The sequence below is a fragment of the Pantoea coffeiphila genome, assembly GCF_016909495.1.
GTDB lineage: Bacteria > Pseudomonadota > Gammaproteobacteria > Enterobacterales > Enterobacteriaceae > Erwinia > Erwinia coffeiphila.
Genome location: NZ_JAFBFW010000003.1, coordinates 662,951 through 680,147, shown reverse-complemented (window position 1 = coordinate 680,147; position 17,197 = coordinate 662,951). Strand labels below are relative to the sequence as shown.

Sequence of the window (17,197 nt, the reverse complement as noted above, 5' to 3'; positions counted from 1 at the left end):
TCACCTTTTCAGAAGTTCACGTCGCAGTTTTAAAGAATTGATTCGGTAACTGTTTACCCACAGCAAATCCATAGCCGATGGGCAATCGGTGACGGGCGGGTTCGCGGACCGTTGAGCGCAGGGATGCGCGAACCGAGCCCACACGGACGTGTTCACGGCGCGTCCGCGAACCCGCCCGACACCGATGCGCCAGACTCAGAATCTAAAGCGACATAAGCAACGCTGCCGCTACTGAGCCAAACCCGCCCCGCTATAACGCCCAGAGATGATCGATAATCAACTGCACATTACGATTACCGCGAAACTCATTCACATCCAGCTTATAGGCCAGCTCCACATGCCTCACGCTTGGATCGGGCCACAGCGCGGTATCAATATTAAACGCGATACCGTCCAACAACGGGCCTCCGCCCAGTGGTTCCAGCATAACCTTCAGATGGCGCTCGCCCACCAGCTTCTGCTGCAACAGCTTGAACTTGCCGTCAAACGTTGGCTCCGGGAACGCCTGACCCCACGGACCCGCGTCACGCAACAGCTCGGCGGTCGGCAGCGTCAGCTCCTGCGCCATCAGCTCACCGTCGCTCCACACCACGCCCTGTAACGACTCCGCATCCAGCAGATCGGCGACCAGATCGGCAAAACGCTGGCGAAACTCGTCGAACTTCGCTTCTTCCAGTGACAGCCCGGCCGCCATGGCATGGCCACCAAATTTGATAATCAGCCCGGGATTCAGCGTATCGAGCCGTTCGAGTACGTCACGCATATGCAGCCCCGAAATGGATCGACCGGAACCTTTTAGCGTACCGTCACCCGCCGGAGCAAACGCGATCACCGGCCGGTGGAAGCGCTCCTTCAGACGTGAAGCCAGAATGCCTACCACGCCCTGGTGCCACTCCGAATGGTACATGGCAATACCCAGCGGCAGCGCATCGCTACTCTGCTCAAGACTATTGCACAACGCCAACGCTTCGGACTGCATGCCCTGTTCAATTTCTTTCCGCGTCTGGTTCAATGCGTCCAGCTCAGCCGCAAGCATTCGCGCCTGGCCCAGATCTTCACTCAGCAACAGCGCAACACCGACCGACATATCATCAAGCCGACCGGCGGCATTTAAGCGCGGCCCCAGCGCGAAACCCAAATCGCTGGCTGCCAGCTTGCTTGCATCGCGATTGGCGATTTCCAGCAGGGCGCGAATACCCGGACGGCATTTACCCGCGCGAATACGGCTCAGACCCTGCCAGACCAGAATACGGTTATTGGCATCCAGCGGCACCACGTCGGCGACCGTACCCAACGCGACCAGATCCAGCCACTCGGCCAGATTCGGTAACGTTGCCACACCGCTGTCGCGCAGCCGCGCACGCAGAGCCAGCATTAAGTAGAAAGCAACACCGACGCCAGCCAGCGCCCGCGAAGGGAATTCGCAGTCGCTGAGATTGGGATTAACGATGGCATCCGCCGCAGGCAGCGATTCCCCCGGCAGATGGTGATCGGTGACCACCACCGGGATACCCTTCTGATGCGCCAGCTCCACGCCTGCGTGTGAGGAAATACCGTTATCCACGGTAACAATCAGCTGTGCACCACGGGCGGCGGCCTGTTCGACAACTTCCGGGCTGAGGCCGTAACCATCATCAAAACGGTTCGGCACCAGATATTTGATATTGCGCCCGCCCATAGCGCGCAGCGCCAGCACCGTCAGCGCCGTACTGGTTGCACCATCGGCATCAAAGTCACCAACGATCACAATGCACAAATCATCGGCCAGCGCCCGCTGGAGGATATCAACGGCGCGATCGATGCCGCTAAGCGAATGGAATGAATGCAGATTTTTGGCACCGCGCTCCAGGGCAACGGCTTCTGTCACGCCGCGCTGGGCATACAGGCGGCGCAGCAACGGGTTCAAATCGGCAGGAAGTGCAGCAGCATCCGCCGCCTGACGGCGACGGAGTTCGGTTTTAGCTTTGTGCAAAATCAGCCACCGTTTTTCTGGCTGTCGAGGTATTTCTTCATGTCCTGTGGCCCCTGGTAGCCAGGGATCATGGCACCGTTTTGCAGCAGAATGGCCGGAGTACCCTGAATACCGAACAGAATGCCGAGCTTGTACTGCTGGCCGATATCCACTTTGCAATCCGCAGGCTGCACTTCTTCACCTTTCATTGCGGCATCAAATGACTTACGACGATCGGCGGTACACCAGATCGACTTCATCTCTTTCGCTACCTGCCCGTTCATCCCTTCGCGCGGGAAAGCCAGATAGCGTACGGTAATACCCAACGCATTGTAGTCGGCCATCTGCTCGTGCAGTTTGCGGCAGTAGCCGCAGGTAATATCGGTAAAGACGGTAATGACGTGCTGCTCTTTCGCCGCCTTGTAGACAATCATGTCCTTGCTCAGCGCTTCGACTTTCTTTTCCAGCAGCTGATTGGTGACATTGACCGGCTGCGCGCCGCTGACGTCGTACAGAGGACCCTGCATAAAATGCTTACCGTCTTCGGTAACGTACAGCACGCCACTTTCCGACAGAACGGTTTTGAAGCCCGGCAGCGGCGACGGCTGAATTTCCGTTTGCTGCAGGCCAAGACGATTCAGCGACTGCTGGATTGCCGCATCGTCAGCGTGGGCCAGTCCAGCGATCGACGCGATCAGAAAAGAAAGTAAAAGGCGGGTCTTCATTTTATATCCTTATAGGCTCCTGAGAGGGCCATATTGTCAATCACTTAAGCACGCGGGTGATGCTGCTGATGCAGCTGGCGCAGACGTTCTGTCGCCACGTGCGTATAAATCTGGGTCGTTGAAAGATCGCTATGCCCCAGTAACATCTGTACGACACGCAAATCCGCGCCGTGGTTCAGAAGATGGGTCGCAAAAGCATGACGCAGCACGTGCGGCGACAGCTTTTCACTGTCGATCCCCGCCAGTGTGGCGTAATGTTTGATACGATGCCAGAAGGTTTGTCGGGTCATATGCTGCGCGCGGTTGCTGGGGAAAAGCACATCCAGCGCCTGTCCATTTAGCAGCCACGGGCGACCATATTCAATAAACCGTTCTATCCAGTATATCGCCTCTTCGCCCATCGGCACCAGCCGCTCCTTGTTGCCTTTACCGATCACCCGCACCACGCCCTGCCGCAGACTCACGTCGCTCAGCGTCAGTCCCACCAGCTCGCTAACGCGCAGACCGGTGGCGTACAGCAGTTCAAGCATGGCTTTATCCCGTAGCTCGATCGGCTGTTCTTCGCCGGGTGCCTGAAGCAGTCGATCAACCTGTTCCTCCGAAAGATCCTTAGGCAAACGCTGCGGCAGTTTGGGGGATGACAGCAGTGCGCTCGGGTCGTCAGCACGCAGCTTTTCACGATAGAGATACTGGAACAGGCGCCGCATGGCGCTCAGCAAACGTGCCGAGCTGCTGGCCTTGTAGCCGCCTTCCAGCCTTTCGGCGAGGAAACTTTGCAGGTTTACGGCATCCGCTTCCAGCAACGTCAGCTGCTGATGGGCAAGCCAGTCGGTCAACGATCGCAGATCGAGCCGGTAGGAGATGACGGTATTTTTCGCCAGATTGCGCTCGATCCACAGGGCATCGAGAAATTGTTCAATCAGATCGCTGTCCTGCACGCTATTTCCTCCAGGTCAGGGTTTACGGCGATTATGCCTTATTGTTACCCATATCTGGTATTATCGCTGCCATGCCTGAAGAAAAATGAGTTTTACTTCCATGAATATTGGTCTGTTTTACGGCTCCAGCACCTGTTACACCGAGATGGCGGCCGAGAAAATTCGCGATTTTATCGGCGAAGATTTGGTGACTCTGCATAACCTGAAAGATGATTCGCCCCTGCTGATGGAGCAGTATGATTTGTTAATTCTGGGTATCCCCACCTGGGATTTTGGTGAATTGCAGGAGGACTGGGAAGCGATTTGGACCGATCTGCCAAACCTGAATTTACGCGGTAAAATCGTCGCACTTTATGGCATGGGCGATCAGGGCGAATACAGCGAATGGTTCCTGGATGCGCTTGGCATGCTGCATGAAGTACTGGCACCGATTGGCGTTCAGTTCGTTGGCCGCTGGCCGATTGAGGGCTACGAGTTTACCAGCAAAAAACCTCTGACCGCCGACGGCCAGCAGTTTGTCGGCCTGGCGCTGGATGATGTGAATCAGTTTGAGCACACCGATGAGCGTATCGCCCAATGGTGTGAGCAGATCCTGACGGAAATGGCCGAACTGCTTTAACGCTTATCTGCGGGCCGACCGCTACGACGGTCAGCCCGTTACCGCGCTATTTCCACAGGCGGAAACGATCGTCCGGTTCCTTGTCGTCTTTCTCTGCGCCCTGTACCGCTTTCTTCGCGGTCGGCATAGACAGCCCGTACCAGTCAATATGACGGGTCAGAACCATCACCGCCGCCAGCGCAATCGCCAGTACCCCGGTTCCCAGCAGCAAGGCGCTGTCTTCCGATTGCAGCAGCTGCCATAACACGGCGTCCAGAACCAGCAGCCCGGCAACAAAGCTCAGACTGCGCCGCCATCCCTGCAATACCGCCTGTAAATAGAAACCGTTTATTGCTGCGCAGGTCAGGCTGGCACTGAGCCAGGCAAGGTTGAAGCCAATATGCTCTGAGAGCGCCAGCAGCACCAGAAAGAACATCACCAATGACAGACCAACCAACAGGTACTGCATCGGGTGTACGCGCAGCGCGGTCAGCGTCTCAAAAAGGAAGAATGACATAAAGGTCAGCCCAATCAGCAGGATGGCATATTTCACCGCGCGATCGGTCAGTTGATACTGGTCAACCGGGTTAATCACCATCGAACTAAAAGCAGGCAGCGTGGCGCTACGGACTTCAGCATCATCAGAAAAGCGCGAATTGAGATTATTGGCGAACCAGGAACTCTGCCAGCTGGCAGTGAATCCCTGCGATGTAATCTGGCGTTTCTCGGGCAGGAAGCTGCCGGTGAACCCCGGATGCGGCCAGTTACTTTGCAGTTCAAATGCGCTGTTTTTGCCTAGCGGTACGACTTCCAGCTCCCGCGTTCCCATCAGCTTTATTGAAAAACTCAGTGCCAGGCTTTTCTTTTGCAGCAGCGACTGTGGCAGCACGGCATGCAGCCCCTCGCCGTCCTGGCCAAACTGGCTGCCGGGCTGGAAATCAAGTTCCTGACCTTCAATTTGCAGCGGCGTTACGCTGGCTATGCCACGCGAATCGCCGAGCACAACGGTCAGCCAGGGCTGGCCCAACACGATTCCTGGTTTGTTTAACAGATCGCGGATGCGTTCACCGTCGAAACTGGCACTGACGGCCATACCTGAGCGCCACAGCTGCCCTTGATAGATCCCAACGCTGCGCGACTCCACCACCTGCTGTGCACCAATCTTCAGCTGTTCCGGCAAATAAAATCGGTGATGCTTTTCCTCAACCAGCACTTCCTTATCGCCCTTCATTACTTTACGTGTTTCCGTCCACGGCACGACAATCAGCGGGCCTAGCACGCGCTGCGGACCGCTGGTACTTTGGCTTAGCGTTTGTGCCACGCTGTCCCGCCAGCTGGCGCGCTCAGCAATGAGTGAGTTGAGCATACTGAGCGGCACCAGTAAAAGGAGTAAACAGCCGATCAGCGTGATGACCTTCCAGAACAAAGCAGATTTCAACATGGTTTTTTCTCCTGAGTTAAGGACGCAGAAGATAGGCCTGTCGTATGGGGAGAGAATGAAGTTGTGTGAAGAGAAGGTGAAGTCAGGGCTGTTTTTTTAACGTCAGGCTGGCACAAACGCCGCCCTCGGCTAAATTCAGCAACGTTATGCTGCCCTGATGCAGGCGAGCCACCTCGCGAACGAACGCCAGCCCAAGCCCGCTGCTTTTCTCACCGTTGCTGCGCGGCAGAGAATAGAATCGATCGAAGATATACGGCTCCGCGTACGCCGGTATGCCGCTACCGCTGTCAATAATCTGAATTGCCACCGTACTGTCCTGGTTCTCAGCACGCAGCACTACGTTTCCTCCCGGCAACGTGAAATCCAGTGCGTTATCCAATAGATTCGCCAACGCCTGCTCCAGCAGCAGCCGGTCGGCGAAAACCTCCAGGCCATCCAGGCTGTCGGTTTCAATATGCACATTTTTACCCTGTGACTGCACGACTCGGCTGTCACGCAATGCGTTCATTAACGGCAGTAAATCGATGGGCTGGCGTGAAATCTCAGGGCGGTTTTCCAGCCGCGCCTGGCGCAGAAGATTATCAATCAGCCGCTGCATACGGGCATTTTGCTGAAGAATATTGGCGGAAAATTGCCGGGTAACCTCTGGCGATGGCAGCTCCTGAATGATTTCCGCAGCCCCCCGAATTGCCGCCAGCGGGCTTTTCAATTCGTGGGTTAAGGCATGGGCGTAATGCTCAATATAGCGCTTGCCCTCCAGTTTGAGCCTCATGCTTTCCAGCGCCCGCGCCAGCTTACGCAGTTCGCTGCTGTTCATCGCGGGCAGCGGTAGCTGTTCACCGTCGGTGACTGAATCGGCATAGCGCACCAGCCTGCCCACCGAACGGTTAATCCACAAAACAAAAGCCAAACCAATCAAAAGGGCAATGCCTAAAAGAGCAGCCCCGGCCCAAAGAATGCGGCGCTCGCTGCGGCGAATCACCGGTTCCATCGTGCTGTTGGCTTTACCCACGCTGAGCACGCCAATCAACCGCCCATCTTCCCGCACCGGCGCAGCGACATACATTACCGTGCTGTTTTCATCTTTAGGATCGATCTGGCTGCTGCGTGCGCCATAGCGCCCGCGCAGGGTCAGCCAGACATCGTTCCATCGCGAATAGTCCTGCCCCAGAGCCACACCCGCGGAATCAAACACCACCATTCCTTTTGCATCAGTCAGATAAACGCGATACTCATTGCGGGTTTTGGTGATACCGCTGATGTTGGCCGCCACCCGGTAGTTAGCCAGCTGCGAAAAAGCCTGCGCCAGCTGACCATGCTGCGGATTCCCGCTCAGCATATCGGTACGGGCGAACTGAGCCAGAAGCGTGGCGGTATCCACCAGCATCCCTTCCGTTGCACGACGTACGCCGGGTTTAACCTCCTGCAGAAAAATATTCAGCACAAACCATGCCGCGATCGCCACAATCAGAAAGTAACCCAGCAGCAGGCGCATGCCGATTTTCATCAGCCAGCCACCAGACTGTAGCCAAGGCCCCGATGGGTCATCAGGACCGCTTCATTTGGATTAATGTCACGCAGTTTGGCCCGCAGCGTTTTAATGTGGGTATCGACGGTGCGTTCCATACTCTCCTCTGCACCCTGCCACACCAGATCCATCAACTGCTGGCGTGAAAAAACCCGACCGGGTGCGGTCAGCAGCGTTTTCAACAGTAGAAATTCGTAGCGCGTAAGTACCAGCGGACACTGGTGCCAGGTAATGCGGGCCGCAGGTTCATCAAGCACAAAGCGGCCAACGGTGCGCAGTCCTGACTGAGCAATGCGCTGCTGCTTTTGCAAACGCTTAAGAAGCGTGCGTACCCTGGCGCAGACTTCGCGAGGAGAAAACGGTTTGGCCACATAATCGTCGGCACCGATCTCTAACCCCAGCAGCCTGTCGTTCTCTTCACTCCTTGCGGTCAGAAACAGCACGGGAAGATCCGGCTGCTTTGCCAGCAGCTGACGGCAAAGCTCAAAGCCATTGATATCAGGCAGGCCAACATCAAGGATCACCAGATCGGGCGGCTGCTGTTGCAGCGCCTCCAGCAGCGGCAGCCCACGGGAAAACCAGCGCGGGGTAAAGCCTTCCTGCTGCAGTACATAGAGCAGGGTGTCCGCAATTGCGGCTTCATCTTCAGCCAGCCATACAGTGGCGCTACTCATTACCCGGTTCCTTCAGCATCAATAACTGCTGCCGCAGCAGACGCCACTCGGCGTTCTCCATACTGTCGATGCCAAGCCACAGCCACTCGCGCTTCCCCTCTGCTGAGCGTAACGGCAGTAGAATCGCCCAACGCCCAATCCAAGGTTTCGCAACGAGAAACCACTGTTTCCGCCGCCAGTGGAACTGTCTTGAGGACAGCAGTTCAATGGGCCCGACACGTGAAAGGATGCGCCGCTGACTGCGGATACTCTCCATAAGCACCAGCGTCAACAGCACGATCCAAACCAGGGTATAGCTGCCGGGCCAGGGGATCAGCAACAGCAGCAAAATCACTGCGCCGTGTATCAGCAAAGGCTGCCACTGTGCTGCCCAGGAGACCCTCAGTTCACATCGCCACAGGACCACGTTGCTGATTTCTCTCCTGAATCAGTGCCACCATTCGCCGAAGCTCAGGATCGGCCGGCGCTCCATGGTTCATCAGCCAGTTAAACAGGTCAGGGTCGTCGCTCTCCAGCAGACGAACAAACACCTTTTTGTCACCGTCGCTCAGCGAATCAAACTCATACTCAAAAAAAGGCATGATTGAGATGTCGAGTTCCCGCATGCCACGACGACATGCCCAGTGAATGCGTGATTTATTGGTAATATCCATGTTACTCAGCGTCAGTTAATCAAACAGGCTTTCAGTGTACCCCTTTTTACCCCGCTGTTGATGCAGCAATTTATAGCTTGCGAGACATCACGCAAAGCTTGCAGGGTTATCACGCCTTTTGTGCCGCTTTTGCCGGAAACTGGTTGCAAAGCAATGCGTCTCTCTTAACATGAGAAGTATTGTTAATATTTTTCAATTCAGGACTGAATCATGCCAATTATTGCTTTTCCGCCTCGCCAGCCACAGGCATCCGCGCAGCTTCCACTGACGCTGATTTCACTGGAAGAGTGGGCGCTGGTTACCGCCACGGGCCAGGACCGGGTGAGCTATCTGCAGGGGCAGGTGACGCTGGATGTGGCAGCGCTGGGAGCCGATCGCCATCTGCCTGCCGCCCACTGCGATGCGAAAGGTAAAATGTGGAGTACGCTGCGCCTGTTCCATCGCGGAGAAGGGCTGGCCTATATTGAGCGCCGCAGCCTGCGTGATAACCAGCTGATTGAATTGAAGAAATATGCCGTTTTCGCCAAAGTGACACTGGCCGCCGACGATGAGTCGGTGCTGCTCGGTCTGGCGGGCGAACAGGCGCGTGAAGCATTGACCGAGATTTTCGCGGTACTGCCGGACGCCGATGCCCCGGTCGTCCAGCAGGATGAAAGCACGCTGCTTTGGTTCGATCTGCCCGCCGAACGTTTTCTGCTGGTGACCAGTGAAGGCAAAGCCGCTGAGATCCAGCAAAAGCTGGCCGATAAAGCCGCATTGAACAACAGCAATCAGTGGCTGGCGCTGGATATTGAGGCCGGTTTCCCGATTATCGATGCGGCCACCAGCGCGCAGTTGATTCCACAGGCGACCAACGTTCAGGCGCTGAACGGCATCAGCTTTAAAAAAGGCTGCTACACCGGCCAGGAAATGGTGGCGCGCGCCAAGTTCCGCGGTGCCAATAAGCGCGCACTTTACTGGCTGGCTGGCAAAGCGGGTAGTGTTCCCGAGGCTGATAGCGCGCTGGAAATGCAGATGGGTGAAAACTGGCGGCGCACCGGTACGATTCTGGCAGCCTGCCAGCTTGAAACGGGCGAAGTCTGGGTGCAGGCGGTGCTGAATAACGATCTGGAAGCCGATACGATTCTGCGCGTACAGGGTGACGAAGGCGGCAGACTGACCATTCAGCCGCTGCCGTACGAAATCACCGCCGGCTGATAACGTACAGGCTGGCCGATTCCCGACCAGCCTGTTTTACATAACGTAAAGGTAGATAGCGAAGAAATGGCACAGGCTGCCGCCCAGAACAAAACCGTGCCAGATGGCATGATTGTAGGGTATGCGCTTCGCCACGTAGAAAATCACCCCCAGCGAATAAATCACGCCCCCCGCTGCTAAAAGCCACACGCTGCCCGCAGGCAGTTTCGTCACCATCTGGTAGATAACGATCAGCGACAGCCATCCCATCAGCAGGTAGGTCACCAGCGACAGCGCTTCAAAACGATGGGCAAAAGCCAGCTTAAAGACGATACCTGCCAGCGCCAGGCTCCAGATCACCACCATCAGGCCGTGAGCCAGCGGTGACTTCAGCCCTACCAGCAGGAAGGGCGTATAGGTGCCTGCAATCAGCAGATAAATCGCCGAATGATCGAGTTTTTTCAGCCAGTATTTTGCCCGCTGATGCGGAATGGCATGGTAGAGGGTTGAGGCCAGAAACAGCAGGATCATACTGCCGCCGTAGAGGCTGTAGCTGGTGATGGCCAGCGCACCGGCACGGCTTTCAATAGCCTGAGTCAGGAGTAAAACCAGGCCGATAATCCCGAAAAGGCAGCCCACGCCGTGACTGATGCTGTTGGCAATTTCTTCCGCCAGCGAGTAGCCACGCGTCAGTATTTTCTGATGAACCATATCAGTGAGTTCTCTCTTATTAATCATCATGCGGCCAGCAAAAGCCGTGGTCGATAAATCATCACCAGCCTAGCTGAGAATAATTTCAGAGTACACATGTAAGCTTAAAAAATTCTGTGAAACCATGTAACACACATTCTCCCGTGTGCCAGGCAAACGTTTCCCTTAAACTATCCGTGAACTTTTATCAGAGAATAAGCGAGTCATTATGTCTGACAGGGTAGCAGCCTTAGATTTCGGTGCGATGACCGAAGTCGTGCAGTTTTTAATGGAATTGGACAAGCTTAAAAGCGTTGAGCGCCGCACCCGGCTGCTCGACAATGCGCGGCAGGAGAACTCCGCCGAGCACAGCTGGCATCTGGCGATGGCCGCCATGAGCCTGGCACCTTTTGCCACCGAAACCATTAACGTGCAGCACGCCGTCCAGCTGGCGCTGGTGCATGATGTGGTGGAAATCGATGCCGGGGACGTACTGGTGTATGACCTTGCCGCGCGCGAAGCCGTGCAGGAACAGGAAATGGCCGCCGCCGAGCGCATTTTCGGCCTGCTGCCCGCCGCGCAGAGTCAGCAGTTCCGCGCGCTGTGGAACGAATATGAAGACGGGGACACTGCCGAATCGCGCTTTGCTAACATGCTCGACCGCGCGCTGCCGATTATGCTCAACCTGCACAATGAAGGACAGAGCTGGAAAGAAAACGGCATCCGTCTTGAGCAGGTAAAAGCGCGCAACGTGAAGCTGGCAGAGCAGTGGCCGGAACTGTGGAACCATCTGCAACATCACCTGGATAATGCCCACGCCAGAGGCTGGCTGCTGTAGTAACCGGCGCGGGATTGCCCGTCTTTATCGGCCCCCTGCGGCATCAACAATCGTCCCGGTCACGTAGGACGAATCGTTGCTCAGCAGCCAGGCGATAATACGGGCGATCTCTTCCGGCTGGCCGCCACGCTGCATCGGAATGCCCGGCGCCACGCGATCTACGCGGCCCGGCTCGCCGCCATCGGCGTGCATCTCCGTGTAGATAAACCCCGGACGCACGCCGTTCACCCGAATACCCTGCGCCGCCACCTCAAGAGACAAACCTTTGGTCAGCGTATCCATCGCGCCTTTTGAGGCCGCGTAATCAACATATTCTCCCGGTGAGCCCGTGCGAGCCGCGGCAGAAGAGACGTTAACAATCCCTCCCCCCTTACCGCCGTGATGAAAAGCCATACGTTTAACGGCTTCGCGACAGCAGATGAAGCTGCCGGTCACATTAGTGGCAAATACCCGGTTGATACGCTCCGCCGTCAGCTGTTCCAACGTCGCCTGCTGAAACAGTATCCCCGCATTGTTGACCAGCGCAGTCAGTTGACCCGGATGGCGATCGATTTCAGCAAACATCGCCATCACCTGCGCTTCATCAGACACATCGGCCTGGATGGCAAACGCACTGCCGCCCTGCCCGGTAATCTGTTCCACCACCTCTTCGGCGGCATCTGCCCGCCGGGCGTAATTAACCGCGACGGTCCAGCCCAGAGTGGCAAGCAGCAAAGAAGTTGAGCGGCCAATTCCACGACCACCGCCGGTAACCAGAGCGATATTCATTGAACCTCCAGAAAGCAAAAGGGACGACTCAGCGTCGTCCCTTAAGGCTATCACATCAGGCCATCAGCCTTATTCGTATTCACTCATCGGTACGCAGGAACAGAACAGGTTACGGTCGCCGTAAACATCGTCCAGACGCTTAACCGTTGGCCAGTATTTGTTGGCGCTGCCCGCCGGGAACACAGCCAGCTCGCGGCTGTAAGGATGCTCCCAGCTGCCAACGATTTCCATCTGGGTATGCGGTGCATTAACCAGCGGGTTATCTTCAGCGGGCCATTCGCCCGACGATACGCGGTCGATCTCATTACGGATGGAAAGCATGGCGTCGATAAAGCGGTCAAGTTCGACTTTGCTCTCAGATTCGGTTGGCTCCACCATCAGCGTTCCCGCCACCGGGAATGACATGGTCGGCGCGTGGAAGCCGTAATCGATCAGGCGCTTGGCGATATCCAGCTCGCTGATGCCGGTCTGTTCTTTGAGCGGACGAATATCCAGAATACATTCGTGCGCAACATGACCATCGCGTCCGGTATACAGAATCGGATAGGCCGACTTCAGGCGGGTTGCAATGTAGTTAGCGTTCAGAATCGCCACAGAACTGGCCTGCTTCAGCCCTTCTGCACCCATCATACGAATATACATCCAGCTGATGGGTAAAATAGAGGCGCTGCCGAACGGTGCTGCGGATACCGCACCCTGCTCGGTCAACATGCCTTCAATCTGCACCACGCTGTGACCCGGTACGAACGGTGCCAGATGCGCTTTTACGCCAATCGGCCCCATACCCGGGCCGCCGCCGCCGTGCGGAATACAGAAGGTTTTATGCAGGTTGAGGTGCGAAACATCCGCGCCAATGTAGCCCGGTGTGGTAATCCCCACCTGCGCGTTCATATTGGCACCGTCCAGATAAACCTGGCCGCCAAACTGATGAACGATCTGGCAGACTTCACGAATGGTTTCTTCATACACACCGTGGGTTGACGGGTAGGTGACCATAATGCAGGAGAGCGCTTCGCCCGCCTGTTCAGCCTTGAGGCGCAGATCGTGCAGGTCGATATTCCCCTGACGATCGCAGGCCACAACCACAACATCCATTCCCGCCATCTGCGCGGAGGCCGGGTTAGTGCCGTGTGCGGAACTCGGGATCAGGCAGATATTGCGACCGCCTTCGTTACGGCTTTCATGATAGCGACGGATCGCCAGCAGACCGGCATATTCGCCCTGCGCGCCCGAGTTCGGCTGCATGCACAGCGCATCGTAACCGGTCAGCTGCACCAGCCACTGGGAAAGCTGGCCGATCATCTGCAGATAGCCGGTGGCCTGCTCTGCCGGGCAGAACGGGTGCAGCTCGGCAAACTCCGGCCAGGTAATCGGGATCATCTCTGCGGCCGCGTTCAGCTTCATGGTGCACGAGCCCAGCGGGATCATTGCCTGATTCAGCGCCAGGTCTTTCCGCTCCAGGCTGTGCATATAGCGCATCATCTCCGTTTCGCTGTGATGACGGTTGAACACCGGATGCGTCAGAATGGCATCCTCACGCAGCATGGCTGGTGGAACCGAGTGGCTGTCAACGCTGAGCTGAGCATCCAGCGCATCGATGTCCAGACCGTGCTCTTCACCCAGCAGGATAGAGAACAGCGCCGCGACATCTTCACGACGGGTGGTTTCATCCAGGGTAATCCCTACCGCGTGCAGAATGTCGGTGCGCAGGTTAACGCCGAAGCTCAGTGCACGTTCCAGCACTGCCGCTTTATCGGATACTTCCACCGTCAGCGTATCGAACCAGCTGTGGTGGCGCAGGGTCAGACCGCCTTTTTGCAGTCCGGCCGCCAGGATATCGGTCAGACGATGGATGCGCCCGGCGATGCGCTTCAGCCCGGTTGGGCCGTGGAACACCGCATACAGGCTGGCAATATTGGCCAACAGCACCTGCGAGGTACAGATATTGGAGTTCGCTTTCTCGCGGCGGATGTGCTGCTCGCGGGTCTGCATCGCCATGCGCAGCGCGGTATTTCCGGCGGCATCGCGGGAAACGCCGATGATACGGCCAGGCATGGAACGTTTATGTTCGTCACGGGCAGCGAAGAAAGCCGCGTGCGGGCCGCCGTAGCCCATCGGCACGCCGAAACGCTGAGCCGAGCCAAAGACGATATCCGCGCCCTGTTTACCCGGCGCCTGCAGCAGCACCAGGGTCATAAAGTCAGCGGCCACGCTGACCACGATCTTTTTGCTTTTCAGCTCGCTAATCAGGCTGCCGTAATCATGCACTTCACCACCGGTACCCACCTGCTGTAACAACACGCCGAAGATATCCTGCAGCTCAAGCACTTTTTCCGCTTTATCGACCAGCACTTCGAAGCCAAAGGTTTCCGCGCGGGTACGCACCACATCCAGCGTCTGCGGATGCACATCGTCGGCTACGAAGAAGCGGTTAGCGTTTTTCAGCTTGCTGACGCGTTTCGCCATCGCCATGGCTTCCGCAGCGGCGGTCGCTTCATCCAGCAGCGAGGCGGAAGCAATGTCCAGCCCGGTCAGATCCAGCGTCAGCTGCTGGAAGTTAAGCAGCGCCTCAAGGCGGCCCTGAGAAACTTCCGGCTGATAAGGGGTATAGGCGGTATACCAGCCCGGATTTTCCAGCATGTTACGCAGGATCACCGGCGGTGTCAGAACCGGGGTGTAGCCCATGCCGATGTAAGATTTATAACGCAGGTTCTGCGCCGCAATCGCCTTCAGCTCGGCCAGAGCCTGATGTTCGGTCAGCGCATCGCCAATCGGCGGCGGGCTGGGAAGCTGAATATCTGCGGGAACAATCGACGAGATCAGGTCGGTCAGTGAATCTGCGCCGACAGCGTTCAGCATGGCGGCCTGCTGCTCTGGCGACGGTCCGATATGGCGTTCAATAAACGCGCCGTGATGTTCAAGCTGGCTGAGAGTCTGGGTCATGAGCGGTAAATCCTGCTTCGGGCTTAGTGCGACAAAAGGGTTACCGGTGATAGCTCACCGGCATCGTCAGCGGCGAAGGCGGAAATCGTTACGCCCTCGCCGCGACCGGTTAAGGCATTACTCTTCGATAGACGCCTGGTAGTCGGCGGCGCTGAGCAAATCATTCAGTTCGGACTCATTGCTGGCTTTGATTTTGAACAGCCAGCCATAGCTGTAAGGATCGCTGTTAACCAGCTCCGGAGAGGACTCCAGCTCGCTGTTAACTGCAATGATTTCGCCACTCAGTGGCGCATAGATATCGGACGCCGCCTTAACGGACTCCGCTACCGCACAGTCGTCGCCCTGGGCATAGGTATTCCCAACTTCCGGCAGGTCAACAAACACCATGTCACCGAGCAGTTCCTGAGCGTGTTCGGTGATGCCTACGGTGTAGCTGCCATCGGCTTCTTTGCGCACCCATTCATGGCTGTCACGATAATTCAGATCGGTTGGTACATTGCTCATCGACATTCTCCAAAAAAGATAATTCCGTTAAACGCTCATGCCGCGGGTGCGTTTGCAGCCCCTGCCCGGCACGGACAGGACGGGTAGATTCAGATTTATTTTGTTACCGGTTTACCGGCGCGGACAAAAACAGGTTTAGTGACCTGCACCGGCACTTCGCGGTTGCGAATTTGTACAATAGCCTGTTCACCGATTCCGGCAGTAACGCGTGCCAGCGCGATGCTGTAGCCCAGCGTTGGGGAGAACGATCCGCTGGTGATAATGCCTTCACGCAGGTTACCGTCAGCGTCGGTGAAGCGCACCGGCAGTTCATTGCGCAGCACGCCTTTCTCGGTCATCACCAGTCCAACCAGCTGCTCGGTGCCGGTTTTGCGCTGGGATTCCAGCGCTTCACGGCCAATAAACTCCCGGTCGGCAGGTTCCCAGGCAATGGTCCAGCCCATATTGGCCGCCAGTGGAGAGACGCTTTCATCCATCTCCTGACCGTACAGATTCATACCCGCTTCCAGTCGGAGCGTATCGCGCGCGCCGAGGCCTGCGGGCTTGACGCCTGCCGCCAGCAGCCGCTGCCAGAACGACACGACCTGGTCAGACGGCAAGGCAATTTCATAGCCCGCTTCGCCGGTGTAGCCGGTGGTGGCGATAAACAGATCGCCCGCCTGCACGCCAAAGAACGGCTTCATGCCGCTGACCGCCGCGCGCTGAGTATCATCAAAAAGCGTCTGCGCTTTCTGCTGGGCATTCGGGCCCTGCACTGCGACCAGCGCTAAATCATCACGTTCGTGGATTTCGATGCCGTAAGGTGCCGCGTGTTCAGAGATCCACGCCAGATCCTTTTCACGAGTGGCGGAGTTCACCACCAGGCGGAAGAAGTCTTCGCGCATAAAGTAAACAATCAGATCGTCAATCACGCCAGCGGAGGCATTCAGCATGCCGGTGTAAAGCGCTTTGCCCGGCTGAGTCAGCTTGGCCACGTCGTTCGCCAGCAGATAGCGCAGAAATTCCCGCGTACGGGCACCGTGCAGATCGACAATGGTCATATGCGACACGTCGAACATTCCGGCATCGGTACGTACCGCATGATGCTCATCAATCTGCGAACCGTAATGCAGCGGCATCATCCAACCGTGAAAGTCCACCATACGCGCACCGCAGGCTTGATGCTGTTCGAACAACGGGGTTTGCTGAGTCATAGTCTTCCTGTGCTGTCTGTCCGCCATCCTTGTGGATGCAGGGTGATTGACGCGCCCGTTTACCGCTCGTTAGCGGCCTGACGCAAACGTTATCTTGGCTTTGAAGTTACCACCGAAAATGGCAATTAACCATAAGTTAAAAGGGGTCGAAATCACAGTTCGGCAATAAAGCCCCCGCACTCACCACCAGTATCAATCGCTACTTAATTGAATAAATGCATACAAAAACAACAATAAACAACCTTTAACGCAGATGAATCGCAAAGATTCCGCATTCGATGTATAAAAAACGACTCCGGGAATTTTCTTATCGCATTATTAAAAGTAATGCGATTGCGAGCGTTAAATTAGAATAATTCAAACGAAGCACAATGATGGGGCGGCGGGTGCACCATTGGTGCAAGGGACGTTAAAACGAGGAAAAAGTAACTGGAAAACAACGGACAATTAGGGCTGAGTTAGTTGCGGGTATCACATGGGATTGATTTTGATGCGCTGCCAATTATACGATCGCTGACCCGCCGCTGCGCCTGCCGGTCGGTCCTCGCGCCACGCTTCGCGTGGTGCCTTCGGCTAC

The 17,197-nt window shown here is 56.5% G+C and carries 16 protein-coding genes; 3 read left to right on the top strand and 13 right to left on the bottom strand.

Annotation, left to right across the window (positions count from 1 at the left end; translation table 11 throughout):
* Positions 1-250: 250 nt before the first annotated feature.
* The 3 genes from recJ to xerD are packed head-to-tail and all read right to left on the bottom strand — an operon-like array spanning position 251 to position 3,614.
* Positions 251-1,972, bottom strand: a complete 1,722-nt coding sequence (recJ, locus tag JOE09_RS12815) for a single-stranded-DNA-specific exonuclease RecJ (protein WP_205066027.1) — start codon at positions 1,970-1,972, stop codon at positions 251-253.
* A 2-nt stretch (positions 1,973-1,974) separates the two neighbouring features.
* The gene (gene dsbC, locus JOE09_RS12810) at positions 1,975-2,676 is read right to left on the bottom strand and encodes a bifunctional protein-disulfide isomerase/oxidoreductase DsbC (RefSeq protein WP_105592332.1); all 702 of its coding nucleotides are present in this window, start codon (positions 2,674-2,676) and stop codon (positions 1,975-1,977) included.
* Positions 2,677-2,720: 44 nt separating this feature from the next.
* Positions 2,721-3,614: a site-specific tyrosine recombinase XerD gene (gene xerD / locus JOE09_RS12805; RefSeq protein WP_205066026.1), complete on the bottom strand. Its 894-nt coding sequence runs from the start codon at positions 3,612-3,614 to the stop codon at positions 2,721-2,723.
* Positions 3,615-3,714: 100 nt separating this feature from the next.
* Between xerD and fldB the strand changes: the two genes are divergently transcribed.
* Positions 3,715-4,233 (top strand): flavodoxin FldB, encoded by a 519-nt coding sequence (gene fldB / locus JOE09_RS12800; protein ID WP_200546353.1) that lies wholly within the window; start codon positions 3,715-3,717, stop codon positions 4,231-4,233.
* Positions 4,234-4,279: 46 nt separating this feature from the next.
* Here the strand turns inward: fldB and creD are convergent, their stop codons facing one another.
* The 5 genes from creD to sdhE all read right to left on the bottom strand — a co-directional run bounded on the left by creD (position 4,280) and on the right by sdhE (position 8,508).
* Positions 4,280-5,653: a cell envelope integrity protein CreD gene (gene creD / locus JOE09_RS12795; protein WP_205066025.1), complete on the bottom strand. Its 1,374-nt coding sequence runs from the start codon at positions 5,651-5,653 to the stop codon at positions 4,280-4,282.
* Positions 5,654-5,735: 82 nt separating this feature from the next.
* Entirely contained in the window at positions 5,736-7,160 is a 1,425-nt protein-coding gene (creC, locus tag JOE09_RS12790) for a two-component system sensor histidine kinase CreC (RefSeq protein WP_205066024.1), read from the bottom strand.
* Positions 7,160-7,855, bottom strand: a complete 696-nt coding sequence (gene creB, locus JOE09_RS12785; RefSeq protein WP_105592337.1) for a two-component system response regulator CreB — start codon at positions 7,853-7,855, stop codon at positions 7,160-7,162. The genes creC and creB overlap by 1 nt, the downstream gene beginning before the upstream one ends.
* Positions 7,848-8,261: a protein YgfX gene (locus tag JOE09_RS12780; protein ID WP_205066023.1), complete on the bottom strand. Its 414-nt coding sequence runs from the start codon at positions 8,259-8,261 to the stop codon at positions 7,848-7,850. The genes creB and JOE09_RS12780 overlap by 8 nt, the downstream gene beginning before the upstream one ends.
* Positions 8,242-8,508, bottom strand: coding sequence for an FAD assembly factor SdhE (sdhE, locus tag JOE09_RS12775; RefSeq protein WP_105592339.1), 267 nt, complete (start codon positions 8,506-8,508; stop codon positions 8,242-8,244). Before sdhE ends, JOE09_RS12780 begins: the two co-directional genes overlap by 20 nt.
* A gap of 210 nt (positions 8,509-8,718) precedes the next feature.
* Here sdhE and ygfZ point away from each other — a divergent pair, with 210 nt between their 5' ends.
* Positions 8,719-9,705 carry a tRNA-modifying protein YgfZ gene (gene ygfZ / locus JOE09_RS12770; RefSeq protein ID WP_205066022.1) on the top strand — a complete coding sequence of 329 codons (987 nt, stop codon included), beginning with the start codon at positions 8,719-8,721 and terminating at the stop codon, positions 9,703-9,705.
* 36 nt (positions 9,706-9,741) lie between these two features.
* Here ygfZ and trhA read toward each other — a convergent pair whose 3' ends face one another.
* Positions 9,742-10,395: a PAQR family membrane homeostasis protein TrhA gene (gene trhA, locus JOE09_RS12765; protein ID WP_200560095.1), complete on the bottom strand. Its 654-nt coding sequence runs from the start codon at positions 10,393-10,395 to the stop codon at positions 9,742-9,744.
* Positions 10,396-10,603: 208 nt separating this feature from the next.
* Between trhA and JOE09_RS12760 the strand changes: the two genes are divergently transcribed.
* Positions 10,604-11,212, top strand: a complete 609-nt coding sequence (locus tag JOE09_RS12760; protein ID WP_200546335.1) for an HD domain-containing protein — start codon at positions 10,604-10,606, stop codon at positions 11,210-11,212.
* A 24-nt stretch (positions 11,213-11,236) separates the two neighbouring features.
* Here JOE09_RS12760 and JOE09_RS12755 read toward each other — a convergent pair whose 3' ends face one another.
* The 4 genes from JOE09_RS12755 to gcvT form a co-directional block, all read right to left on the bottom strand.
* Positions 11,237-11,980 carry an SDR family oxidoreductase gene (locus JOE09_RS12755; protein WP_205066021.1) on the bottom strand — a complete coding sequence of 248 codons (744 nt, stop codon included), beginning with the start codon at positions 11,978-11,980 and terminating at the stop codon, positions 11,237-11,239.
* Between the two features lie 69 nt (positions 11,981-12,049).
* Complete coding sequence (gcvP, locus tag JOE09_RS12750; RefSeq protein ID WP_205066020.1) at positions 12,050-14,923, bottom strand: aminomethyl-transferring glycine dehydrogenase; 2,874 nt, start codon at positions 14,921-14,923, stop codon at positions 12,050-12,052.
* Between the two features lie 117 nt (positions 14,924-15,040).
* Positions 15,041-15,427 carry a glycine cleavage system protein GcvH gene (gene gcvH, locus JOE09_RS12745; protein WP_205066019.1) on the bottom strand — a complete coding sequence of 129 codons (387 nt, stop codon included), beginning with the start codon at positions 15,425-15,427 and terminating at the stop codon, positions 15,041-15,043.
* Positions 15,428-15,522: 95 nt separating this feature from the next.
* On the bottom strand, positions 15,523-16,620 hold the full coding sequence (gcvT, locus tag JOE09_RS12740) for a glycine cleavage system aminomethyltransferase GcvT (RefSeq protein ID WP_205066018.1): 1,098 nt from the start codon (positions 16,618-16,620) through the stop codon (positions 15,523-15,525).
* Positions 16,621-17,197: the final 577 nt, after the last annotated feature.